General features: G+C 59.1%; 13 protein-coding genes. 6 read left to right on the top strand and 7 right to left on the bottom strand.

What is annotated here, in order from left to right; translation table 11 throughout:
* Positions 1 to 2: 2 nt before the first annotated feature.
* From tssE to tssB, 3 genes are read right to left on the bottom strand one after another with little or no spacing between them, the layout of a single operon-like run.
* Positions 3 to 413: a type VI secretion system baseplate subunit TssE gene (gene tssE, locus IAE33_RS15845; protein ID WP_201164217.1), complete on the bottom strand. Its 411-nt coding sequence runs from the start codon at positions 411 to 413 to the stop codon at positions 3 to 5.
* Positions 410 to 1,900, bottom strand: a complete 1,491-nt coding sequence (tssC, locus tag IAE33_RS15840; protein ID WP_201164216.1) for a type VI secretion system contractile sheath large subunit — start codon at positions 1,898 to 1,900, stop codon at positions 410 to 412. The genes tssE and tssC overlap by 4 nt, the downstream gene beginning before the upstream one ends.
* A gap of 17 nt (positions 1,901 to 1,917) precedes the next feature.
* Entirely contained in the window at positions 1,918 to 2,421 is a 504-nt protein-coding gene (tssB, locus tag IAE33_RS15835) for a type VI secretion system contractile sheath small subunit (protein WP_201164215.1), read from the bottom strand.
* 367 nt (positions 2,422 to 2,788) lie between these two features.
* Between tssB and vasI the strand changes: the two genes are divergently transcribed.
* Genes vasI through tssM form a run of 3 tightly spaced genes read left to right on the top strand, consistent with a single transcriptional unit; the run spans position 2,789 to position 8,369 of the window.
* Positions 2,789 to 3,328 carry a type VI secretion system-associated protein VasI gene (vasI, locus tag IAE33_RS15830; protein WP_328804879.1) on the top strand — a complete coding sequence of 180 codons (540 nt, stop codon included), beginning with the start codon at positions 2,789 to 2,791 and terminating at the stop codon, positions 3,326 to 3,328.
* Positions 3,316 to 4,782, top strand: coding sequence for a type VI secretion system protein TssA (gene tssA, locus IAE33_RS15825; protein ID WP_201164213.1), 1,467 nt, complete (start codon positions 3,316 to 3,318; stop codon positions 4,780 to 4,782). The genes vasI and tssA overlap by 13 nt, the downstream gene beginning before the upstream one ends.
* Entirely contained in the window at positions 4,779 to 8,369 is a 3,591-nt protein-coding gene (tssM, locus tag IAE33_RS15820) for a type VI secretion system membrane subunit TssM (RefSeq protein WP_201164212.1), read from the top strand. Before tssA ends, tssM begins: the two co-directional genes overlap by 4 nt.
* Here the strand turns inward: tssM and IAE33_RS15815 are convergent.
* From IAE33_RS15815 to IAE33_RS15800, 4 genes are all read right to left on the bottom strand, one after another.
* The gene (locus tag IAE33_RS15815; protein WP_201164211.1) at positions 8,350 to 9,441 is read right to left on the bottom strand and encodes a fimbrial protein; all 1,092 of its coding nucleotides are present in this window, start codon (positions 9,439 to 9,441) and stop codon (positions 8,350 to 8,352) included. The two genes, tssM and IAE33_RS15815, sit on opposite strands and share 20 nt — an antisense overlap.
* Entirely contained in the window at positions 9,441 to 11,945 is a 2,505-nt protein-coding gene (locus IAE33_RS15810) for a fimbria/pilus outer membrane usher protein (protein ID WP_201164210.1), read from the bottom strand. The genes IAE33_RS15815 and IAE33_RS15810 overlap by 1 nt, the downstream gene beginning before the upstream one ends.
* Before the next feature lie 194 nt (positions 11,946 to 12,139).
* Entirely contained in the window at positions 12,140 to 17,215 is a 5,076-nt protein-coding gene (locus IAE33_RS15805; protein WP_201164209.1) for an RHS repeat domain-containing protein, read from the bottom strand.
* A gap of 35 nt (positions 17,216 to 17,250) precedes the next feature.
* Complete coding sequence (locus IAE33_RS15800; RefSeq protein ID WP_201164208.1) at positions 17,251 to 18,339, bottom strand: hypothetical protein; 1,089 nt, start codon at positions 18,337 to 18,339, stop codon at positions 17,251 to 17,253.
* A 265-nt stretch (positions 18,340 to 18,604) separates the two neighbouring features.
* Here IAE33_RS15800 and IAE33_RS15795 point away from each other — a divergent pair, with 265 nt between their 5' ends.
* Genes IAE33_RS15795 through IAE33_RS15785 form a run of 3 tightly spaced genes read left to right on the top strand, consistent with a single transcriptional unit; the run spans position 18,605 to position 25,833 of the window.
* Entirely contained in the window at positions 18,605 to 20,431 is a 1,827-nt protein-coding gene (locus tag IAE33_RS15795) for a hypothetical protein (RefSeq protein WP_201164207.1), read from the top strand.
* Positions 20,432 to 20,467: 36 nt separating this feature from the next.
* On the top strand, positions 20,468 to 22,984 hold the full coding sequence (locus IAE33_RS15790) for a hypothetical protein (protein WP_201164206.1): 2,517 nt from the start codon (positions 20,468 to 20,470) through the stop codon (positions 22,982 to 22,984).
* Positions 22,981 to 25,833 carry a hypothetical protein gene (locus IAE33_RS15785; protein WP_201164205.1) on the top strand — a complete coding sequence of 951 codons (2,853 nt, stop codon included), beginning with the start codon at positions 22,981 to 22,983 and terminating at the stop codon, positions 25,831 to 25,833. The genes IAE33_RS15790 and IAE33_RS15785 overlap by 4 nt, the downstream gene beginning before the upstream one ends.
* The last annotated feature ends 88 nt before the right edge of the window (positions 25,834 to 25,921 follow it).

The following is a 25,921-nucleotide window of genomic DNA, read 5'->3' as shown; positions in this document are numbered from 1 at the left end:
GGTCACCTCACGCGGGTGTGGCGGTTATGGCCGTTGACCAGCAGCTCCAGTTGTAGCTGCTCCGTGTGGTTGTTGACCTGCACCAAGCAGTCCAGCCTGAAATGCAGCTCCAGCGGGGCATGACAATCGGGCATGGCGCTGAGCGTTCGCACGTGCACGCGCGGCTCAAAGCGCTGAAGGGTGCGGCGGATGTCCGCGCCCACTTGCTTCAGGAGGTCGCCACTGCTGACGTCGTGCCCGTTGAAGTCACGCAGGCCCAGCTCAGGGCTGCTTTTGGAGCAACCCTGGCGAGCGTTGAGCAACGTTTCGAGGTGGCACTTGATGGCGGCGAACTTCTCGGAAGCGTTCTCCTGCAGGGAGGGTTCGCGGCTAACGGACTGATCCACCTTCAAACGACTGAAAAGACCACTCATTGCGTGTCGAGCCGCCCGACCAGGGAAATCTCGAAGTTCGCGCCCATGTATTTGAAATGCGGGCGCACGGCGAGCGAAACCTGGTACCAGCCCGGGTCACCGGCAATATCCGAAACCTCGACCCGCGCAGCACGCAACGGACGACGGCTGCGCACATCGGCTGACGGGTTTTCCTGGTCGGCAACGTACTGCCTGATCCATTTGTTCAGTTCGGACTCAAGGTCCTTGCGTTCTTTCCAACTACCGATCTGCTCGCGTTGCAGCACTTTGATGTAGTGGGCCAGCCGGTTGACGATGAACAGGTAAGGCAGCTGGGTGCCGAGCTTGTAGTTGGTCTGCGCTTGCAGGCCTTCGGGCGTCTTGGGGAAGTGCTTGGGTTTTTGTACCGAGTTGGCTGAGAAGAACGCGGCGTTGTCGCTGTCTTTGCGCATGGTCAGGGCGATGAAGCCCTCTTCGGCCAGCTCGAACTCCTTGCGGTCGGAGATCAGGACTTCGGTCGGAATCTTGGCCTGCAGCTGACCCAGGGACTCGTACAGGTGTACCGGCAGGTCCTCGACGGCGCCACCCGACTGTGGACCGATGATGTTCGGGCACCAGCGGTAGCGGGCAAAGCTGTCGTTGATGCAACTGGCCAGCAGGAAGGCGGAGTTGCCCCACAGGTAGTTCTCGTGTCGGCCGGCGATGTCCTCGGCGTAGTGATAGCTCTGCACGGGGTTTTCTTGCGGATGATAGGCAGAGCGGAGCATGAAGCGCGGCCCGGCAAGCGCCGCATAGCGCGAATCCTCACTTTCACGGAACGCACGCCACTTGGCGTGCCGTGGGCCGGCGAAGATGTCCTTGATCTCCTTCAGGTTGGGCAACTCCTCAAAGCTGCTGAGGTTGAAGAATTCAGGGGAGGGTGCTGCAAGAAAAGGGGTATGTGACATGGCGCCGACCGAGGCCATGTAACTTAATAGCTTGATATCGGGTGAAGAGGGGCCGAAGCTGTAGTTGGCGACCATCGCGGCAACCGGTTCACCACCAAATTGGCCATAACCTGCGGTGTAGACATGTTTATAAATGCCACTGCAGGTAATGTCAGCCGCATGCTCGAAGTCGTCGAGCAAGTCGTCCTTGCTGACATGCAAAACCTCAAGTTTGATGTTCTCGCGAAAGTCTGTGCGGTCGACCAGAAGTTTGAGGCTGCGCCAAGCCGACTCGAGCTGCTGGAACGCGGGCTGGTGCAGGATGGCGTCCATCTGTTTGCCGAGTACCCGATCCAGCTCTGCAATCATCTGATCAACGCGGTGCTTATTGATTAATTGATCTGGGTCATGACTTTTCAGGACGTCGGCAATAAAGGCCGATACACCCTGGCGAGCGACTTGATAGCCCTCTTGAGAGGGCACCAATCTGGTTTCTGCCATGATCTGGTCGAGCAAGGTGGCGTTGCTCAATGTCTCGGTTGTTGTTTCAGCCGTGAGGGTCGTGCTGTTTTGCTTTGGCATGGGGACGCTCCGTTGTCTCAGTCTTTTTTTGGCGCCTCAAGCACCAGGTCCAGTTCTTCGGCGAGTTGTTTGCGCGCTTGCTCGTTGCTCAGCAGGTGCTGCAGTTGCTTGCGAAACGCCGGCACGTTGCCCAGCGGGCCTTTGAGGGCCACCAACGCTTCGCGTAGCTCCAGCAGCTTGTTCAGCTCCGGAACCTGGCGGGCGATGCTGTCGGGCCCAAAGTCGTCGATGGACGTGAACTGCAGGGCGACCGCCAGCTCCGCATCCGGGGCTGTGCTGAGCTCGGAGGGCACGGACATGGCCAGGCTGACAGCGGCATCGTTCAACACGTTGTTGAAGGTGTGTTTATCGATGCGCATGACTGAGCGGTCTTCCAAAGCGCGGGTGTCATCCAGACCGAAATCACCCAGCACCAACATCTTGTGCGGCAGCTCTATTTCGGCGTGTTCATCGCCAGTGGCGGGTACATACTTGATGTTGATGCGTTCCTTGGGTGCGATAGAACCGGATGATTTGCGCATGGCTATATATCCTTGCTGGTGCGAAGCCTATATGTAGGAAGCGTCCTACAAGTTGGCGTTTAATATTAAACGTGAATGGCTGAAGCCTCCGATGCTTGAGCGTCTTGTTGCTAAAAAACCATGCGCTTAATATTTGCCTGGCGTCGAGTTTGAATATGTAACAAAATAATTTCTTGTAAGTATCCGTCTTCGTGTACTAGCCTTGTTTCGCTGTTTTGGAGTGGCCGGTTGTTGCCAGTGCCGGTGTGCTGTTAAATAAAAGAGTTGAGATGGAATGGTTCCTCGCTATCCAAATGGCGTTTGGCTTTTATTATTGTTTTGCTGGGCGCCGGCCTTGGCAGTCGAGCCGCGGGACTGTCCGCGAATCGTGTCCAACATCGAGCGTCTGGCATGTTTTGATCAGGCTGCGGGCACGCCGGCGCACACGATGAGTCGACAGTGGTCAGCGCAAGAGCAAGATGCGCCCACATTGCGTCGCGTAGTGACCCAGGCGCTGGAGCGTGCACCAGGGGACCTGATGTTCCGTCTCAGCCGTGGGGATGACGAGGTCATGATTTCGGCGCCTGCCGACACCCTGATCACACCGGCGCCCTACTTGGTAATCAGTTGTGTGCAGAACATCTCCAGGCTCCAACTGGTCACCGCGCACCCCATCGATACCGGCCGGGTGACCGTGCGATTGCTAGGGGAGCATGGCTCAACTGCCCCTACGCCTTGGCAGGTGAGAGAGAACGGTCAGGTGCTCGATGCCGGGCGAGGGCTGCCGGGCATCGAGCAGATCAAGCAATTGATCGGGGCTAAGCGCATTTACGTCGGGAGTGACAACCCAGCCGTTGACGGCCTGGTTTTCGACGCTCAGGGGCTCGACCCACTCATCGATGAGGCGCGCAAAGCATGCCGTTGGTAGCAGAGGTCACTGCACAGGAAATTGCCCGGTTGCTTGCCCCCATCGACGCTCAGAGCCCTGCCGGTTTGTTCGATGTGGAGGACGAAACCTACCAGGCCATTGACCAGGAGATGGTCAAGCTGGGTGGGCTGCAGGAGGCTTCCATCGACTGGGTTTACATCGAAGAAGCGTCCTGCCAGTACCTGGGTTCGCAGTGCAAACATTTGCGCATCGCCGCGCATCTGAGTGCCGCCTGGCTGCGCAACCGATGCTGGGAACGGTGGGGTTTTACCTTGGCAATGCTCGCTGGCTTGATCGAACAGTATTGGGAAGGCTCGTACCCGAAACCTGGCCCCAAAGGTTTCTTGGGTAAACGCAAGTTGGTTGCCCTGATACTCAATCGTTTGATCGAAGCGCTGCCACAGCTGGACCGCTTCACATACAGCCCCGCTCATACGGCGGCGGCAGAGGACGCGTTGCAACGTTTGCAACAGCAGCAAGCTGCCGCGCAGCTGGATGAAGCCGTTCTGGGCGAACTGAAGCGGCTGCTTGGCAAACACATAGAGCTGGCCAACGGCGCGAGTAACTCAGCACCGGCCAAGGCCCCTGCAAGCGGTATCAAATCTGCACCAATGGCCGATGTCATCGCCACGCCAATGCTGCGTGTGTCGTTGGGCAGCGAGCGTGAGTCCCGAAGAGCGGTGCTCACTATGGCCGAACTGATTAACCAGCAGGACCCCTATGATCCTGCCGGCTACCAGTTACGTCGGTTCGGCTTGTGGGCTCATATCCAGGCGGCACCTCAAACCAAGCAAGGTAACCGCACCGAGCTGATGGCCGTACCTCAGGATATTGTCGGTGATTATGAAGAGGCCATTGCGGGGACCGCGATTGACGCGGCCTTGCTATTGCGGATCGAAAAGAGTGTGACGGCTTGCCCCTACTGGATACGCGGCAGTTTCCTCGCGGCCACCGCCGCTACGCGATTGGCCATGAGCGAGGTGGCTGAAGCCATTCGTGCTGCGACCGCACGGTTCGTGCAGCGCTTGCCGGCACTGCAGCAGTTGTGCTTCAGCGACGGCCGGGTGTTTGTCGATGACCAATGCCTGGCGTGGCTCAAGGGCCCACACAGCGCATCGGATCTGGGGGCAGCCGCCCATGAATTTGTCAGCCTGCGTAAGGAACTGGTCAGCCAGTTGGAGGCGGGTGGCGTGGAGCCGGTCTTGCTCAGGCTACAGGGGATGCAGGCGGAGCTCCACGCCCCCCGTGAGCGTTGCCACACCACCATCATCGCCGCTGACCTGTTGGCTGCTAGGGGCGTGTCGTGGCTGGCCAGGGACCTATGTGCAGGTGTAGCCAGAACCATGCAGGAAACCGCCGCCAGCGCCTGGGAGCCGGAGGTGTTCCAACGCCTTCAGCGGTATGCGGCACCGCTAATGCAGGCTGATCGGAACAAGGAACGGGAGTCACGATGAACCCTCTATGGAAGTACATCAAACGCTGGGGCTTGCCCTTGGTGACGCGTATGAGTTTGGCCATGCCGGTGCTACTCGTACTGGGTGCTGTACTGATGCTGGTTGCCATCTGGTGGCTCGGTCCGCAATGGACGTGGCGCGAGCAGCAACCGTTGGCCAGCATGGCCCATCGAGGGCTGGCCAGTCTGGTACTCGTGTTGGTGCCCCTGCTGTGCTGGCTGGTTGTGTTGCGCAGGCGTAATCACCGCCTGCAGGCAGAACGCAATCAGGCGGTGGCCGCCGAGCTGGACCGCACGTTGCCGTTCGTTGAGGCGCAAGAGAAGGCATTGAACCAAGGCCTTTCGCGATTTCTGCACAATGCGGGTGGGCGACGCGCCTTGTACCGATTGCCCTGGTACTTGGTGTTGGGCGACCAGCACGCCGGCAAGACCAGCTTCATCGACCGTACCGAACAGAATTTCTCGCTGACCCGCATCGACAAGGCGCAGGCACGAGGCCGACAAGCGCAAGCGCTCGCCCACCCGATCGGTTGGTGGGTCAGCAACGAGGCGGTGATCATCGATCCACCGGGCGCCTTCATCAGTCAAGCATCGCGGCCAGTTTCGCCAGCCGAGGAAGCCGATGCCAATGATGTTCCTGCCGATACTGCAGCCAGGTTGTGGCAACACTTGCTGGGTTGGTTGGTGCGCAATCGCAGCCGAAGAGCACTCAACGGCGTGCTGCTGGCTGTCGACCTCCCCGCGCTACTGCACGGCACACCTGAGCAGCGCGTTGCACTGGCGCATGTCTTGCGTACGCGGCTGTACGAGCTGAGCATTCAGTTGGGCTCCCGCCTGCCGTTGTATGTCGTGCTGACCAAGTTCGATCTGCTGGATGGTTTTGACCAGTTTTACGCCGGGCTTCCCGCTGGCTCCCGGGAAAAGATGCTGGGCTTCACTTTCAAGCTGGATGCGGTGGGCACGTTCGACGCCTGGCTGGAAGAATACGGCGATCACTACGACCGATTGATCAGGCAGATGTTTGAGCAGGTTGTCGATCGTCTCGATACGTTAGGCGAGGCTCCATCGCGAACCCGTCTCTTTACATTACATGCCCAGCTAATCGGGTTGCGCCCCATACTGCTGGGTTTTCTGAAAGAAGCGCTGGCAAGCGACCGCTTCACCACCCCTGCCTTGGTACGTGGCGTGTACTGGTCTTCGGTCGTGCAGCAGGGTGACATGCTGAACGCGTTCGTACGTGAAGCGGCACAGCCCTACAAGACGAAGCTGCCGTTGCTCGAGGGCAAGGCGCAAGGCAAGGCGCTGGCCTATTTCATCCAGCACGCATTCAAACGGGTCATCTATCAGGAGGCCGGGCTTGCTGGCGATAACGTCAGGGTGGCGCGCACCAAGCGCCAGTTGCTCTGGGTAGGCTCCGGTGTGGGGGTTTTGGCAGTCTGTGTGGCTATTGCCAGCTGGCAGCGTTACTTCGATATCAATGATGCCAAAGCCGCCAATGTGCTCGCCAAGAGCAGGGAGTACAGTCATCACGAAGTGGATCAGCGGGTGGATCCGACCGGGCGCAACCTGCTGGAGCCGCTGGACCAGATCCGTGATGCCGTGTCGGTGTTTGGCGACTATCGCGCTGCGTGGCCGGGTGTTGCAGATCTGGGGCTGTATCAGGGGCGAGCCATCGGGCCTACGGTCGATGAGGCCTACCTGAGCTTGCTCTCCAAACGCTTCCTGCCGGCCTTGGCCAGCGGCGTGGTCGATGCCATGAACGCGGCGCTCCCAGGCAGTGAGCAGCAAATGGCTGCACTCAGGATTTACCGCATGCTGGAGGACCGCCAGAACCGCCGCCCCGAATGGGTCGAAGACTGGATGGCCCGCCAGTGGCAACAGAAGTTCCCCGGTCAGGGCCAACTGCAACGGAACCTGATGCGGCACCTGAAGTACGCCTTGGCCTATGCCGATACCGATCTTGCGCAGTACAAACAGCGTGTTGCCGAGGTGCAGCAGGCCTTGCGCAGGGTACCGCTGCCAGAGCGAGTGTATGCGAGCTTGAAACACCAGGCTGGGGAGCAGTTGCACACCGGCCTGGACCTGCGTCATCAAGTGGGGCCAGGCTTTGATGTGGTGTATCAGTTATCTGGCAGTTCCGGAAAGGGCGATGGTGTCCTGCTGGCACCGCTGCTCACCGCCAAAGGCTTCAAGGAGTACTTCGAGCCGCGCAGCCAGCGGTTTGCCGACATGGCAATGATCGACCAATGGGCTTTGGGTGAACGCGACCAGCTTGATTACTCGGACGCTGATCGTGAAGCATTGAGCGAGCGGCTGCGCAACTTGTACAGCGCGGACTACGTCGACAGTTGGCGGCGCGCCTTGAACGCCATTACGGTGGCTGACTTCCGCGATCTGGATCATGGGGTTGCGATCCTGCAGCAGTTCACCGGGCCCGTGGCCCCCCTGCATCGGTTGCTGGATACGGTAAGAGATAACACTTCACTTTCTACACCTGTGAGCGTCGAGCCCCCCAGAGAGACCGAAGCGCTGCAACCTAAGAGCAGCAACCCCGAGCAACAGCAGGCCTGGGCTATTCAGCGGGCTTTTTCCGGGCTGAGCGCCATGTTGCAGTCAGCGGGCGATAAACCGAGCTACTACGATGAAACCCTTGGCGCCATGGCGGCCGTTCATGATTACGCCAAGGCGGTGCAGGACAGTCCGGACAGGGGCAAGGCTGCACTCCACGCCGTGCATCAACGTTTCTCGATGACGGGGCAGGATCCAATTGGCACCCTGCAACGCTTAGCCACCGGCTTACCAGAGCCGATCAACCACCAGGTCAGAAAAGTGGCCGATCAAACGGCGCAAGTGCTCAATATCGAAGCCCTGCGCGAGCTGGAGCGGCGCTGGGATGCCGAGGTGTACAGCTTCTTCCAGCAGCGGCTGGCAGGGCGCTACCCCTTCGTGGTAAGGGCACCCGATGCTTCGCTGGACGACTTTGAGGCCTTCTTCGGGCCGAAGGGGCGGCTGCAGCAGTTCAACGATCAGTACCTGAAGGTCTTCCTGAAGGATAACCTCGAAGCCCTGCAGGCCGGTCAGCAGGGGCAATCACTGATCCGCAGCGATGTGATCAAACAGCTGGAGCGGGCAGACCGTATCCGTGAGACCTTCTTCGATCAGCGCGGCAACCTGAGTGTGCAGTTCAGCATCGAGCCCCTGGGGTTGAGCGCCAACCAGCGCACAAGCTTGCTGGACCTGGATGGCCAACTGATCTCTTATACCCATGGTCCGAGCCAGATCACCGGTATCGTCTGGCCCAATACTTTGGGGCAGCAGGTGCGCAGCAACCTGACCTTGCTCAGGCAGAACGGCAATAGCAGCAGCTTGGAGTACCGAGGGCCGTGGTCGATGTTCCGTTTGCTCAGCCGTGGCGCGCTCAACGGGCGTACGGCAACCAGCGTAGACCTGAGCTTCAGGACCGGCGATGGCGTGATGCGTTACAGGCTCAACGCGCAGAAGGCCTTCAACCCTATCACGCAAGAACCTTTCAAAAATTTCCGGTTGCCACGAGGGTTGTTGCAGAAATTCAGCGATAGCTTACGGTGAAGCTCAACGCCCCTTCGGCACTCCCTGCTTTTACAGCGGCTTGAGTCTGGTAATAGCGGGCTTGGAAGTCCAGTCGGGTTTGACCGGTAGCAATAGGGGCCACGGGTACGTCCTGCTGGAGTTTCACCGCACTGCCGTCGTGATGCAGCAACTGTATGCCGATACCCTGCGCGGTCGATGAGCTGGTCAGGCTGAACAGGCCACGGTCCTTGTCGATGATCGTGGAGCCTTTGACCCCATCGAAGTTCAGGTAAGCCTGCACGCCAGAGCCGCTGTCGGTCACGCAATCGTTGAGGGTAATGGAGAACGGCGTTGGCGCGGTGGTGAAGCCCGTTCCGCTAAAGCTGCTCAGATCGTGATCGCCCAGCAGTACCGGGTCGGCGCTGACAGGGTTGCCGGTGAGTGTGCATTGTGCCTGCATGACGGTGCCATGCAAGTTATAGCTCAGCACATTGCCAACGTCACTGAATACGCCGCTGAACAGCTGCTTGCCATTGAACGCTTGAGGGCCTGCCGCAATGGGGCCGGTTTTGATCAGTGTGATTTGAGCTTTCAGCCGTCTGGCATAGATACCCGTCGGCGCGGTGCTATGCTCTGCCCGACCTTGATAGGGGATCGAATCCCATGTCACCGGCCTCCAGAAGTTGGGCGAAATCCCTTTCATGTAAGGTTCTTGCAGGCGTATGTGAATGCCAACGCCGTCAACGCCTGTTTGCAGGATACGACCGGTGAGGTCTTCACCACCTACCGGCGGGACCGGGTCGGATACGATCGGCGTAGTTGCCTGCAATTGCACGGTCAGGGGGATGCCTTGGTAGTCGCAGACCAGGTTGATACCCATCTCGTTGCGCAGGTTACTGGCTTGGTTCAGTGTACCGATCACGGTGCCGACCGGTGCGTCGCGAGGGATCCAGTAGGTGCCTAGACGCAGGTTGAACTCCATGTGTCCGGATTTACTGTCTTCCCAGAAGCATTCTGCCAGTGCATTGGTCGAGAAGGCTGAGGCTAATACCATGGCGCACAGGGGCGTAGAGCGTTTCATTGGGCTGAATCCTTGGATCAGGGCATCCATCACAAGCACAGTGCACTGTGCGTGCGGTAGCCGTGATTGGAGGGGATGTTGACGGGGTCGATGGTGAGCTGGCAGGTATGCTGTGCCTGCTCACCCCAGCGCACCTGTAATTGCTGAGGGGTTTCATCGATGGCCAGCAGCGCTTGCCCTGCCTGGCCGACCACGGCCAGGGGCTGGCCTTGGGCATTGCTTACCTGGGCACCGAACGGCAGTGGCCGACCTTCGGGGTGCTGCAGCGTGAGAATAACGCGGGCGACGCGCCGTGCTGCAAACGCTGCCTTGACGATAGCGCCGCGACGCGGCACCAGATTGGCGCTGCCCTGATCGATTTCCACTTCGGGCCCAACGCCGTCGGTTTCGAGCAGCAGCGCGTTCCTGCGGTAGGGCCGAAGGTGCGGTACCAGCATGTAACCGCGGCTGTCGGTGGTGGCATTCGGGGCGTTGCGGGTACCGACATTGCTGACGTCCGGAACGTGCACCAATGCATTGGTTTCGCCCAGGTAGTTGCCGAACGTGAGGCCGTCTTCATGCAAGAGCAGGCTGCCGCTGACATTGGCGGACAGCGAGCGGAAGTTGCCGCCCTGGGTATAGCCCGCGCCATAACTGGCGTAGGCGTTCTGGTAACCCATCGATAGCGCGCCACTGCTGTTATTACGGGCATCGCGGTCGGCGGAAATCGCGTAGTGCAGCTGGTTGTCCAGTGCGCTGGCGTTGAGGCTGGCGCGTTGGCGCTGTTTGCCACCCGCCGATTGCACATCGAAGGAGGCGTGCCCCATGTGCGCGAAATCCAGCGGTAGTGTGATGCTCAGGCCGATCAGCCGGTCTTCCTTACCCTGTGCGCTCAATGCCTGGGAGGCGAAGAAATTGTAATTGACCTTGCGCCATTGGGTGTTGAACTGGAGCTGGTATTGCCGCCGCCGCAAATTATTGCGCCAGTAGTCATCCTGGGACACTGTGAGGCTGAGCGAACTGCCAGCGCCGATACTTTGCTGTGCCGAGGCCTCAACGCGGCTGCGCCGGTTACCCAGGTAGCGGCTGTCGGCAGCCCGCTCGCGTACGGCTTCATCGTAGTCGCGGTAGCCTTCGGTCGAATAGCGGTAGCCGGCGAAGCGCAGGTTGGTGCCGGTTTGGAAAATCTTGCCGTAGCGTGCCGAAAAACTTTGCCCCTGAACCTCTCCCAACGAGCGGCCCAGGTCGGTACGGGCATGGGTAGCATCCAGCGAGAGGGCACCGAGGCTGCCCAAATCTTTGCTCATGCCCAACGTACCGGCTTTGTAGTAGTCACCGCCTTGTAACCCGCCGTAGAGCGTGGAGTTCCACGCGCCGCCGCGGGCCAGGGTGCTTTGCCAAAGCAGAGGGTCGTCATGGCGACCGGCGCCGTTATAACGGCCTAATGTCGCACTGTAGCGCCAGATGCCTGGGCGTAGCAGGTTGGCCATGCTGGAATAGGGCTGGATGAACCGCCTGACCTGGCCGTCGGCTTCGGTCAGCACCACCTCCAGTTCGCCACTGCCGGTGCCGATGCTAAGGTCATCGATGGCGTAGGGGCCGGCGGCGACGTAGGTCGAGTACACCGGGTAGCCGTTCTGCAAGATTTCCAGCTTGGCACGGGTTTGCGCCACGCCGCGGATCACCGGTGCATAGCTTTGGAAGGTGTCGGGCAGCATGCCCATGTCGGAAGCTAACTGCACGCCTTTGAACGGCTGGCTGCGGAACACCTCGCCGTTGCTGAGCGTCTCGCCAAGGGTGATATTACCCCGGTTGTCCGGCAGGTCACGCTGGGCATAGGTGTTGCTGTGCGTCCAGCGGCTTTTGCCGTCGCCGGTGTCGCGCAGCGCCTGGCTACTGCGAACCCTCCACGCGCCGATGTTCAGCCCGCTATGAACCAGCAAGTCATGATTGGTGCTGCTTGCACCGCGCTGATTGCGGGTTTGCATGGACGCCTGGTAGTTCAGGAAGGCGGCCGAAATGCCCGAGCTCCACTGCTCGGGTGGCACACTGCCGACGATGTCGCGGCGCAGGGCTATCTGTGGGATGGAGAGCATCAGGCGCAGTGTTCTGCTGTCGAAATCGGTTCTGGCATCCGCTACCAGGCTGTCCAGGTTGATGCACTGCTCGTCCGACAGTGCAATGGCCAGGCCCTCTTCGCGCAACCCCACTTCGCGCAGCAGCGCGGCGCTCAGGCACGCTTGCAAGCCCTTGCCTTCGGCAGACTTGACGAGTTCCACCGAGCGTTGGCCCAGGTAGTCATGGTTGACGCTGACCTCGACGCGGTAGTGGCCGGGGCTCAATGGCGCTTCTGCCGCCAGCGCCTGCAGCGCGGTAGCGCCCGCGTCGGTGGGTTGATCGGGCGCCTGGCGCATGAAGCTCGAGTTGAAATGCAGGTCTGGCTGATTCGCGCACGCGGGACGTGGGGCTGATAGCAGCAGGCTACCACCGGCTAACGCCAGTAACGGGGCAAATGGGCAGGGAGGAGTGAACCTTCGTATCGAGCGCAGGAGCATCGCGGAGTCCTATCGAAGCACGGGACGTCACCAGGGGGAGGGCCTCTGGGGTAACGGAACTGAGCGCGAACGATAGAGATGGGAGTCGAGCGGGAATGTAGGGGATTTCTGGATGCGGGCTGGAATTTCGAATAGCGGATCTGCTTGTGAAGCGAGGGCTTCAGTGATGAAGCCCTCGAATGTGTCAGGTGAGGTCAGGTTTTTTGAACAGGGGTTCCTACAGCGCCGTTCTGCTTAGTTAATTTGAAGTTTTTTTGCTCCAAGTGGATGTGATTTAACCTCGCCCTGCTAATGAGGGCCTCATTGGCAATCATGTCTGGGGAAGGCCCGGGACCCACAGGCGACAACGGCGCCTTTACATTTATCGCCTGAGTGCTTGTTGAAGGAGCTTGCGTCACGCTGCCGCGAGGCGAATCGTTCAGCGAGTAATCCGGCGATGGACTAGCGGGTGGTTGAGCGGCATTACCACGAACTGTACGCGAAGTGGCAGGACTATTTGGTGGCGTGGCAGGAACTTTTAGATTAGCTCTGGGAATATTGAACCCACTTTGCACTGGCAGCACGTTAGTGTATTCAACACTGCTTCTGGTTTGAGCAGCCAGGCCCTTGGCCGCAACTTTGCTTATAACCCCCGCCGCCGCAGATTGGATCATCGCACCGATACCAGCGGTCGCGAGTAAGAAGCCAATCGTGGTGAGGGCGTCCTTCGCCGGCCCTTCTTCGACTATCACAGATCCAATCATCATCCCGACCCCCGCCAACCCGACCGCTGCCTTCGCCGCGATGGCGAGGCTCAGCCCGCCGGTGAATACCGCGGCTGCCGTCGCGATGAGGAGAACGGCGCCGAAGATGACCGGCAGCAGGAAATCCATGAACCCGAGTTTCTTTTTCTCTGGCTCTGGCTGCCCGGTGTAAGGCGGTCGTGGATCGCGTCGCAGTTCTGTTCCTCGCTGGCTGAGATGCCCGGTGGGGTCTTGCCAGTTGACCGGGTTGCCCAGGACGTACATGTACGGGTTGATACCGGCGTCTTCAGGCGCCAGCGAGTCCCTGCTGCGGAAACACTTGAGTTCCGGTTCGTACACCCGGTAGCCCTTACCCAGCATGTAGCAGTCCAGGCCCGGCTCGCGAATTTCGCCATTGAACGCGAATGGGCATTGCAGTTCATCGGCGTCCGGACGCTCACCGTAGCCACTGTAATGCGCGGAATGTACGCCATCGGCGGCATATTCACCGATGACGCTGCCGCTGGTGTCACTGAGCAGCAGCCTGACTTCGTCGCTCACACCTGTGCGCTGCATGCCCAGCGGGTGTTCACCGCCATGAAGGTAGCGCGTCACGATTTGCTCGCGCTGGGTACGGCTCAGCCGATAGCCCTGGTAGCGGCGATGTTCTTCGATACCGGATTGGTCACGCACGCCGATCAGATGGTCGTGCCCGTCATAGCGGTAGGTTGCCAACGACACGCTGTTGTCTGGGCTGCGGACTTCCTGCAGGCGACCGCGCTCGTCATAGCTGAGCTGGTTGCCCCGGCTGTCATTGAGCATGTTGCCGTCTTCGTCGTAGCGGAAGGTTTGGCTGGCCGGGTAATCGGGCTGCAGCGTATGCGTCACCGACTGCAACTGGAAACTGCCATCGGTTTTCGGGGTGAACACCGCCATGTCCGCTGCCCCGTCAGCGAAGCGGGTCTGACACTGGGTCAGGTGGTCCAGGTCGTTGAAACGGTACATCTCCATGACGATTTCACGGTTGGCGCGGTTGCGTGGCAGCTGGGTACCCTGGTAATCGATCTTCGTCAGGCGGTCGAGATCATCATAGCTGAAGGTTTCCTTCAACAATTGCGCGCCATCACAGTAATGTGACCGCTCGTGCAACTGGTCGTCGTCGCGCCAGGTCAGTTTCAGGGTGTGCGTGGAGCCATCATCCAGCGCTACCGTGCGTTCAAGGTAACGCCCCAGGTCGTCATAGGTCTGTTCAGCGGTGACCTTGCGCCCGCTGAGGGCATCCGTCGTCAGGGTCCTGCTTGGCCGACCATCCTCGTCATAGTCGAATTCGGCGACCAGGCTGCCATCGGTGGTTTTCTTCAGACGCCCCAGATCATCGTACTCATGAACGGTGTTTTCGCCGTCACTGCTGCTTTGACCCAGCGGCAGTCCTTGCAAGGAATGGCGATAGTCGATGCTGTAGCTATTGGCCGTGTCGGTGGCTTTCCATTGCTCCTGGCGCAGTAATCCCTGATCGGTGTAGTCGTAGAGGCGTTCGCCGGCTGGGTTCACGGCGCTGGTGATGGACGAATCCTTGCGCGTGAAGGCGTACTTCAGGCTAGGTTCCGACTCTTCGTTGACCGCGATGCTCACAGGCTGTTCATTGAGCGTGAGGCGGTAGCCAAAGGTCGATGAACGGCCGCTGCCGCGCTCATGACGGTGAACCTTGATCTGATCACCCTGGTAGCGGTAGACATCGACCATGGTTCCGACCGTGGTCTTCGCCAGTCGGTCGAGCCCGTCGAACTCGCGCTTGATAACGGTCTGTTCAGGTGCCGTGGCGCTAGCACGCAGGGTCAGATGGGTGGTGAGCTCGGCGCTGGTGTGAGCGGCGAAGGTGCGCTTGAGCACTGACCGGTTGGGGCGCTCGCGTTCGACCATTCGGCCCCAGACGTCGTAAACGAAACGCTGGGTGCGATCGAGCGCACGGGCCTCGTTCAAGGGGTCGCGTAAGGTCTGTACCTGCTTCACGCAGCGTCCGAGGCCGTCATAACTGTAATCATTCGCGCCGACCTGCTTGCCAGCGAGGTCTTCGCGCGTTTCCCGCACAGGTTTACCCTGCCTGTTAAACTCGCTGATCATCAGCACCCGCTGTTTCTCGGGCTCTGCGGGGCGCTCTTGCCAGGTGCGGATGATGTCGCCGTCGCTGCCGAACGGCGAGCGTTCACGGCGGTGGGTCACGCCATCGGGGCCGGTAGTATGGCTGGTGTCGCCCCAAGCGTCGTAACCGAATGTGGTGGTCATCGAGCGCGTGCCGTCATCTTGCAATACATCGTGCCGCGTTTCTGATTGCAGGCGGCCAAGGCTGTCGTACTGGCAGTCATAGACGCAGTGCCAGTTCCGTGTTTTGCCATCGTCGCTTTGCACTTGCCGCTCTTCGCTCAACGTGCGGTTATAGCCGTCGAACCAGGTGCGGGTCACCACCTGCTGAACATCGGTAACGCTCTGGCTGGGTCGTTCTCCTGGGTTGCCAGGCAGGGTATAGCGGTACTGACGCGTGGCCTCGTCGTCGGTGTCGGGCGCCACGGTTTCGCTGATGAGTCGGCCCATCGCATCATATGCGTAATGAATGTGGACGCCGTTCAGGTCCTCACGTCGCATATCGTATCCGGTGTACCGGGAAACCGAGTTGTGCAGCGCCTTCTCCAGCCGGTCATGGCCTTTGAATGTCTGCCGGGTCTGAATGAGGCTTTCCGCGCCGTTGGCATCCTTGATGCGTGAATGGAAGTAGCGAATTTCCGTCGTGATGTCTGGCGTGTCGTCTTCGTGTTTCAGCGTGGTGGTCTGTTTGTCGACACGCCCGTGCAGGAAGGGGTTGTCCGGCGTGTGCAAATAGCAGGTTGTCGCAACCTGCAGGGAGATTTCCTGCTCGTCGTCGTCCACCTGGACGAGTTCTTCTTGCGTGGCGCGTAGCCCAGCCGGTGCAGCGCTGTTAGTCACAACGGCCAGCGTGGCATAACGATAACGAGTACGCAGGGTTTTGGCTGTTTGCTCGACCCCTGTCGCTGTGGCTGGATGAACCGTCAGGCCACGCAAATGCCGCGAGAACCCATAAGGGTCGGGCGGGCAGTTCCACGGCGTGGGCGCACCCGGCTCGTCGCTCGGCTCGCCGGCGGCCGGGTACCAGGTGCGTACCTTGAACTGCGTGGTGGCCAGGGTACTGGCTTCGTCGATGCGCTGATTGGCGTCGTACTTAGGCGCTGCAGGCTCGGATTCGAGGACCGAGTTGCCGTGTTCGTCGAAGCGCGTGAGAACCACCTCTTCGCGCAGCTTGGTCGGGTCATCGCGCAGCTTCCAGCGTTTGGTCACCGCATAGGGCAACTGGAAGTAGGCAGGCTGTTCGTCGAAGGTCTTGCCGGGTTGCTCGTGGTAGCGGGTCTCGGTTTCCTGGATGTGGCCGGCCTGATCGATGACATGCAACGTCATCAGGTGGAAGCGGTTGAAGGTGCTGGTCATGGTGCGCACGACCGGCGCCTTGTCGTCGTTGCCCTCGTCGTCATCGACCTGCAGGTACTCGACCACGGTGCCGTAGGTGAAGGCGCTGTCGGTGGACTTGTAGAGGTTGTCCTCACCATTGTCGGCCCAGGTGATGCCGCTGCCATAGCCCAGGAAGTTATTGCTGGTGTACTTGTAACGGGTGACCATGCGCGGCTGCCCTGCGCCGGGGTCGATGACATGCCGGGTGACGCGTGGCAGGGCCGGGTGGGCATCGCCGGGGTAGCGGTGGCCCGCATCGAGGTATTCGATACGCTCGACGGCGCCGGTGGGGGTGCTCACCTTGCTCAGGCAGGACAGCCCACGCACTTCGGTGTACTCCAGGCGCCAGCTGGCCTTTTCGTCGGTGGGCAACTCGATGGCGTAGGGGCGCCGCCGGGCCGGGCTGCCGCGGCTGTCGAGGAGCATCCGGTAGCTGGCCAACGGTGTACCGCCAGGGCCGGCGCCGGGGTGCAGGTCGAGGCGGACCTCACCGCTGGCGTAGCTCAGTTTGAGCAGCACCAGGCCGGTGTCGTCGGTGAGGGTTTCCAGCCGGGTGGTGCCGGCAAGGTAGCCGAGGGTGACGGCATGGCCGGTGGCCGCCTCGACGCGCACTGGCAGCGCGACCCGTTGGTCGCTGGGGCCTTGGCTGTGCAGGTGCTCGACCAGGCCGGACTTGTGCACGATGCGAAAGCGCTCGGCGCTGTCGGCATGGAAGTGGAAGGTATCGAGCTTGCGTTCGCGGATGGTGGGCTGCCCACCGTCGCCGGTGACCTTGAAGGTTTCGCCGGTGTGCAGGCTAACCATGCGGGTGGCGGGGGTGTACTGGCTCAGCACCAGGGTCCAGCCGACACCGAAGCCGCTGTCCAGGTCGCTGAGCGGGTTGAACGACAGGCGCAGGGGCAAGGCCGGGCCGCTGAGGTCGTTGCCGAGCAGTTCGGGCAACTGGATGGCCAGGGTGTACTGGCCGGTACGCGGATCGACGCTGTTTTCCAGGAAGCTGAGGAAGTTGAAGGCGTTCGAGTGGTTATTCATGATGACAATAAGCTCCTATGGCAGGCGGTGACAAATCAACGCAACGTGGCGCAGCGAACGCGCGTATTGCCGTTTTCATCACCCTCATGCCAGCGGCCCACCATCACGCTATCGGGGGCACAGGTGAATTCGCTGGTGCTCTCTTTTTGGCTCGCCTGCCATGTTGTTGCGGGCGTCACCTGCAATTGCCGCGTGCCGCTGAAGACTTTCCCGCAGCGGTATTTGGTCTCCCCGTTTTCATCGCTTTGGTGTTGGCGGCCGTCCAGCACTTCGTTATTTGGGCAGTTAAACCAAATGCCGGTGGCTGCTTGCACGGTAGGCGGCTGTTCAACCTGTATGACGGGTGAACCACCGGACGCAGTAGTCTTGCATTCTTTTTCATTGCCAGATTCGCACAGCGGATCCAGCCAGCGAGAGTCCTTGATTTCCAGCGCCTTGCCTTCTTGCTTCAAGGTTGCACATTGATAAGCCGTCTTGCCGTTTTCATCACCTTTGTGCCGACGGCCTGTCATGGCTTGCCCGACAGGGCATTCATAGTATGACCAATTCTCTTCCATGTCTTCTGACCATGCAGGAGACTCAGGAAGGGCGTTCGACCCGGGTATCTTTGGGCCGCCCGGCGCAGACGAAATAGCAACTTGAATACATTTGACGGTATCACGCCCCGACTCGCCGGACTTCAGGTAGTTATCGACCATTTCAAGCCCCGGGGTGATGATGGCCCCTTTTTGGTAAGTGTAAAGATCTTCAACTTCATAGGCTTGCGTGTGGGTCGGGTTTCTGATGGTTTTCAACCTCATCCAGTGATCGCTGTTGCCTGCTGACGTATTGCACCAAGGGCTTTCTGTCATCAGAATGGTCGCTGCAGACGCGAAATTGACCAGTTGCATTGAGCGGACTTTAAAGTCTTTGCAATTACCTGGCCCCGCTGCACCCGCCGTTGTCAGGTTGTACTGTACTGTCGTCCCTGCACCCGGACCAGGGAACGACAACGAACATTTTGCACTGTCGGGATCTAGAAAGACGATTGTTCCAGTGTCTTCCGCCGCGGCCATCGCTGGGGGCACCGCGCTTACATAAAAGGTGGAACACAACACGCCGATTAATAAGTGTCTGGAATGCATAAAGATGTCCTCGGGAAAAGCGTGAGCGCTGTGCGAAATAGGGAATACAAGGCTTGTTTCATACCGGGAAACTTTTATACCGGGAAACAAACGCGACGAGATCAGCTTATCGAGTACCTCCCCCTCTGACACCTGGTAAAACTACCAGTCTTATCTGGGCGCAGATAAAACGGGCCGGCGAGCCGTACCTGGTAGTTTTACCAGTTGGCCCAGGCGTTGGGCGGTCTTATAACTGAGTGCATGAACACTCACGGAGAGATACGCCATGCCGCTGACGAAGACGGTCAAGCGCGATACGCACGCTGCACTGAATGCGCCCACTATCAGCTTGCTCAATGCCTACGATGAAATAGACCTTGCGGTGCTTGGCAGCGATGACCTCACCATCGGCATTCATTACGACGGGATCAAGCTCGACGACGCCTTCTCCTTCAGTTGGTGGGGGGCTTCGCCCGATGGTGAGGCACTGGACATACTCAATGTGTACGTCGAGGTCAGCGAAGACAATTTCGATGCTGCCAAGCAATTGGTGGAGGTGCGACTGCTCAATCGCTACCTGGTCGAGGCCGATCAGGGTTACGCCTTTTGTTCTTACACAGTCACCACACCGGACCTGGGGACGTCACCTCGGCGCTTCTGTTTTGTCGGTGTGCGCCCACACCGGATGGAGCACATGCCCGTCGCTCAGGCATTGCAATCCCATGAGCTGTGGATCGACCCACCGTCACTCGACAATACAGGGGTGACATTTGTCATTCCGCCGTACCAGTCAATGCAGGCTGGGGATGACGTCAAGCTGCTTTTTCGCGGCTTCAGTGGTGGGCCACCGACTGATTGGATCGACAGGGAGCCTGTGCTGGAGGAGTCAGCAGTCGGCCTGCCCATCCTGCGAACGGTTCCAAAGTCTGAATTCGACTGGCTGGATTTTCCGGACAGCTATGCCGAGGTGTCCTACCAGATCATCGTTGCGGGCATCACGGAACCGGTCCAGGGCCCGACGCAGTGTTTCAGGATGGGGGCTATGCCCGCGACACTGTTGCCAGAACCAACGGTCGAGGGTTACAGCGGGGGTGCGCTGGACCCTGTCGACTTCCCGGATGGTTTGCGTGTGCGTTTGCCCCTGTACTCGGACCTGCATGCATCGGACTGGGCGCTTTTGCACACCGACAAGCAGGTCGGGGCAGCTGCCCTGCGCACCGACTTGAGCTCCCTGCACACGGGGCGCCTTTGGTTCAGGCTTGCGCCGGAGCACCTGATGGCCACAGAGCGCCTGGTGTTGACTTATCAATGTGCCCGCGAAGGGCTTGGCATGAGCTCGAAGCCGCTCGAGATCGAAATCGTCGAATCCAGGGACCTGCTACCTGTGCGGGTCGAGCAGGCCACTGCCGAGGGGGGCACTGAACCCGACTCAGGCTGGCTGGCCGCGCAGGATGTAATGGCGGGGGCCTATTTGAGCGTGCCTCAAGTGCGCCTGAGGCAGGGTGAGGTTGTGGAGGTGCACTGGGCGGGCCGCCCGAATGCCGGTACTCACATCACCCGCGATCCCGTCGATCCCGCCTGGCCCTGGCGCTTCAAAGTTCCCGCTGCGGCGATTGCCGCCAACATGGAGCGTGCCGAGAACACCAGTGACAAGCGCTTTGCCGTGTTCTACCGGCTGGTGAAGGCGGATTCGACGTACGTGGAGTCTTCTCGTTACCACCTGCGGATCAAGCCCCTTCCTATCCAGAGCTACCCACAGATCAGTTGCCCGCAAGCCGAGGGGCAGGGGTTGTCGCTCAGGAAAGCCGAACGAGAAGGCGCCGCACTGCAGTTGGCAGGATGGCCGTTCATGGCCAGCGGGCAAAAACTGAGCATCGTGCTTCAAGGCGTGAAGCAAACGGGCGCCCCGTTGGTAAAAATCATCCGTGCCACTGCGGTGAGTGAGTCTGAAGCAAACAGCCGACGTGTCGAGGCCAGCATTCCCTTGGCAACCCTGCGCGAGCAGAAGCTTGGGGAGACGTTCACCCTTGAGGTGAGCGTCAATTTCGAGAATGTCGATAACAACGACGTGACCGTACCGTTTTCACCGTTGCGGCTGACGTTGAACCCCTGAACAGAGCTGTTACAGCATAAAGAATGAGGTGTCATCATGGCCAGAGAATCACTGGAGCAATTCATTGCCTATTTGTCGCAAGCGCCCAGGACCTTGGGATGGGATGCGATTCTGGCGTACGACCGCAACAAGGCGAACCGCCTGTTGATCCAGGAATATATTCAACGGTTTTCGAAAAACAGTTATTTCGAACCGTTGACATTCACCACCGAAATTACGCCGGGGCAACGCTGGGAAATCACATACGATTATGTACTTGATAAGCCGAGGTTGTCGTTCGAACATGCCTCGATTAGCAGTTCGCGTGCTGACTTGTCAATGCGCATCGTCGGTGGTCGACAACTGAGTGTCAGTAAAGCCCTGGGCGATTCCCACCCTAAAATCACCCGCTTGAAGATGGCGGATGCGCTCAATGGCGCCACCTTGCATGTGCGTATCGAACTGGAGAAGTCGGCAGGCAGCGTCACAGATGCGGGCGCCGTACAGATCGACATGACCAAGGGCACGCAGTTTTACCTAACGTTTGCGGACACGGACGAAGAAAACCGCTTGGGGGGGGAGCGTTTCAAGAAAATTTTCGAAGCATGGCCGGAGGAAAAGCAACATTTCGAGCTCAATAGGTTGGCGGTTAATCCCGGCGATTTTCTACAGCCTGAAACGTTCCTCATTCGCACGCACGCAGCCCCGGCAAGCGACACGGTCGCGGCCACTGTCAAAGAGGCCGCCGAGCAGGCAGCTGATGGAGCCGTATTGGCCTTCATCAAGATGAAAAACGGTAAGTCGGGAACGCTGCCGCCTTCAGATGAGGATATGCATTACTTACTGCCAGACGATTTCAGTATGAATATTCTGCTGTCTGGCAGGTATTTTTTCGAAGAGCTCGTTAAGCAGTGGTGCCGCCTGGTAAATGCAGAAGAGCCCACGCAGCCGGTGCAGGTTACCTTTCGGGGCGGCGAAAATGGAGCGCATTACACAGGGATGGAGGCGAACAGTGGGCTTATCATACTCCCTGAGTTCAGCGGGAAAACAGAAAATACAAACAATATTATAGTGCACGAGCAGGGTTTGAGGTTCGTCAGTGACGCGTCAGATAAACAGACGAGTTTCGAGGTCTATCGTAAAAAACTCGACGGTGATGCACATCACGCCATTACCGGTTGGTGGTCGGGTATAACAGATACCTGGATTTCAGTGGAAGGTAAGTCAGGAAATATACTTGGTGTGCCAATTCGCCCATTCTGGTCGGTTCACCTTCGATATGAACTGGATGTCACTGGTGGCCACCTTCAATTCCGTAAAGTCTATGACTCGCGGCAGTTCGAGATTGGTGAAGGTTGGGAGCTACTTATAAGAGATCGCGAACTGGGTCCGCACCAAGAGGAGATTAAGGAATTCATCCGCGCTTATGTGTTGGGCGTCGTTGGTGGGGTTATCGAAAAGCTCAAGGTGGTCGGTGATAACATTGACGCGTTTCGTTTGAACGGTCTGCTTTTTCAAGGCGGTAAGCAAACCGCTAGTCCGTCCGCTGCCGATATTCCGGGCGATATGACACTTCCCGGCCACTTGGCGCCGTCCGTTACCGGCTTCCAGATCAATCCCATCGAAAAGATCATCTCCGCGGGCAGCACGTTCACATTCACGTGCGACCCCGCCAACCTACGACCGTCCTGGTCGGTCAGCAATGTGGCCGGCGAGACAGGTGATGTCGGTTCCATCAATGAGACAACCGGCATGTACACCGCGCCCAGTGCCTCGACAATGGCCTCTATTCAGCACAAACGGGTCATCGTCACGGCCCGCACCGAGGCCGGCAACAGCAGTCAGGCCCTGATTCATCTCGTTACCCGGCAGATTGGTATTGACCCGTTGGTCATGGCCGTATCGACAGGGAAGGTCGACTATAAGATCACGGCGGCTGCGCTCGGCGGGCAGGTACTCACGTGGAAGCTGTCGGAGGGTGCCAAGGGTGAACTGAAGGACTTTTATTCAACCGATCCTGACCTGACCTGTAAAGTTTACGTCTCGCCTCCGGCCAGCAGCGCGTCCATTCGAATCTTTGACGAGCAGCGCGGGCTCGAGGTGGCGCAAATCAGCGACGCCTGGCTCGAGCACCGTGCATCGGGCTTCTGGACAGCCTCGGAGGATTTGGCTCAGGTACTGGGCCATGAGCAGATTCTGCTAAGCGCACCCGGCCTAGAGGACCAAGTCATTGATGTGTTAGTGCCTCTGGAGCCTGAGACCAACTGGTTCACCTACGAGGAAAAAGGCACAGCCATCCAGCTGACCCACTGGACCAGAGACAAGAAGGGCGAGCGACTTGTCGACCCGGATGACAACCAATGGTTCCTGGTGACAGGCGATGGCACGTTCGAGGACGGGCTGTATACCCCTCCTGCTTCAGGCGGTGCGCCGTATGCCGTAGTGGCGGCGATCGAGGAGAATGACCGCGGCTGGTACTGGACCTACGCCATCCTGCCGTTCCCATTCTTCCAGCCGAAAGTCACCCAGGCCTCTGAGGTTTTGGTTTCCACACAGGGTGAGGTGCAATCATGATCAACAACAGCAAAGCCCAGCTACTGGACCGTTTGTCCAAGGGTGACGTCATGCACGACTGGGGTGCGATCATTGCTATGGATCGCTCGCAGATCAACCGTATGCTCGAACAGCAGTACCTCGCATCGTTCAACGACCTGAGTTTTCTCTTGCCGTTTGAGGCCAGTTTCAGCACCGATGACACCCATGAAGAGCGGGTCACATTGTCCAACATGGTGCTGGGTGTACCACAGGTGTCATTCGCGGACGCTGCCTTGAGCGACAGCAAGCTAACGCTGTCGATGAATATCCTGACAGGTACTTACACCACTTGGGTTCATTTGCCAGGTCGCCCACCGCAACTTCGGCACAGCATGAACCTGCGGGAGGGCATGGGCTACCAACTGACGATGAAGGTTGACCTTGGGGTGCGTACCGGGTCCGCGGAGGATCATGGCAAGCTGCTGCTGGACTTGTCCTCTGCTTCTGGCTTCAGGTGCAACCTTGGCAAGACGCTGGAAGCACCCATTGTCATTGGCGAAGTGCTGGGCAAGCGTATCAAAGATCACCCGGCCTATCGCAAAGCGTTCGTCATCGCGGCGCTCGATTTCAATGACTATGAGCCTCTGGGTATCCAGCGTTTCAATGTGTTGACCCAGCCTCACCCCAATGCTGCACAAGCAGGTGAGGGGGCTGTTGTGCTGTTCTGTCAACTACGAGCCAACTCTGCACCGGGTAGCTTGCCCGCAAGCGGCAGTGGCTTCCCCTATCTCATCCCCGATGACGTCAGTACGCAGGGTGTCCGTGAGTACAATGCGACGCTGTTGCTCGCCAAACACCTGACACGTTTCGCGCGAAGCGACTCATTGACCGAGGCAGGCTCGGTTCCGATCGTAAGGCGAGTGCAGCTGCCCAATGCACATCGACTCAGCCTCGATGAGTCGCACGACCCTTTCGATCACGTGATCTTCGGTAATGTCCAGACCTCAGAGCGTACGTTCACCGTCGAACCCTTGCGTACGGAAGTGGTGGCAGGTGAGTCGCGCAGCTTCACCTTGAAGCAGAATGCAACAGCCGTATCCAGCGCGGCATCTGCCTGGGCGGCGGCTGGCTTGAACCTCAGCGGCGCCACCGGGACCATCACTGACAAGGGTACCTACACAGCGCTACCCGCCAAACGATTCAGGCAAAAAGAACAGGTTGTCGTCGTTTCAAACCGTTTTCAGGCCGCAGGCATGGATCAGTCGCGTGTTGCCGTGGTGGTCGAGGTGGCCCAGCCACTCGCCATTGCGCCCCGAGTCGCGGCCTGGAGCAAGGGAATGGACCCTGTGGACCTCGTCGCGCAAACCAGCGGCGGCAGCGTAGAGTGGTCGCTGCAGGGTGAAGCGCTGGGAACCTTGGATGTCATCAACGGGACCTTGGCGCAATTCACACCCACCGCTCCAGAAGACTCCGTTCCGGAAATCAAGCTGCAGACGATACGTGTCACCGACACCAGCACTCGCGCCTACGCAGAGGCTACGGTTGTGATCATCGCCTACCCGGCAGACCTGACAGTCAGCCCCGCCTATGTACCCTCCGCCGATGCGGGTGTGCCCATTCAGTTCAAGGTCGAGGGTAAGGATCAGAAAGACGTGACATGGAGTTACTTTGGTGAAGGGTTCATCGACGAAGAAGGCTTGTTCACGCCTCCTGAACAAGCGGAAGGGGTCGTGAGCGTGATCATGGCCGACATCAATAGTCGTTCGAGTGGTTACGCGATTGTCGAACTGTTGCAAGAAAACGTAACCCCGCCTACCTGGCGCGCGTTGAACAAGTTCGAGATGACCGTACGCGGCAGCGCTGAATGTTATGCGAACGGTCATCAACAGATTCAGGTACTCATCACCATTGAAACGGCAGAAGTCGGTGATGAGAAGCTTGAGATACCGCTGACGCCAACAGAGCTGTCGACGTTGAAGCTCTACGATAATGTCAGTAATGCCGAAGTACCGTTCATCGATCCCGGCCAAGAGGGCATGGACCCCGACAGTGGTTTGCCTTGGGCGATCAATAATCTTGCGAATCGCTTCCGCACTCAAGACGGACAACAACCGGGGGAGCATGTACAGGGCGAGAAGGCCACCGTCAGGCGGGTATTGTACCTGCAAAGTGCTAAACCGAGTGCGGCTGTGGAACTCTACGCCAAATTTACCAAGGACGGGGGGGGCGAATTCGACTCGCGTGACAAGGAAGGCAAAGTGAGGATCAGCAGTAAGGCCCCGCCGACCATAGCCCTGACCGACTACACCTTCGCACGCAAGCGTGTATGGAATGGCTTGGGTGAGACCATAGGGGATGACGAATTCAGTTACCGTAAGGAGTCGACTGATTACTGGACCTTGGAATACAAGCGCCAGGGTGTGCTGCCAGCGCTATTCGCGACGTGTCGGATCGAGGGCCAGATTTCGGCGGTACGTTGGGAAAGTGAGCAATTTGCAGAAACCTATGCCAGTTATCTGGGGGTTGCTTTCAACCCTAAACCTTACGCTGACACGCCGGCGCCGGAAAACGTCACCCTGAGCAGTTGGCTGCAGACCATGGTCGAGGAAAAGGACGTCAGCTTCAGCAAACTCAGGAGCGTGTTCGAACCAGGTCAGGTACCCGCGCCGGGAACCCTGATGATTAGCCTCAACCGCGTGCACGACCTGCCGTACTGGCACGACAGTATGGGCGATGGGGGAGAGGAGCAGGCGTATCGCAAGCATCTGGACTCAGCACTTCGTTTCTCTCTGCGCGATGAGGACGGGAATCTGCACCGCGTTCAGATCGCATTTCCGGCACCCACAGTGCCGGATAATCGAAACACCCTAGTGCTGTCTACCTGGTGACTTGAAGATTGAGTAGCGTCTGGCTCTGCCATTGAAAGCGGCAGAGCCGCCAATTACTGCGTAGCCGCCCTCGAACACGCCAGCCATC

It is taken from the genome of Pseudomonas sp. S60 (assembly GCF_016647865.1).
GTDB lineage: Bacteria > Pseudomonadota > Gammaproteobacteria > Pseudomonadales > Pseudomonadaceae > Aquipseudomonas > Aquipseudomonas parafulva.
The sequence above is the reverse complement of the archived record's forward strand: the minus strand, read 5'-3'. Positions and strand labels throughout refer to the sequence as shown.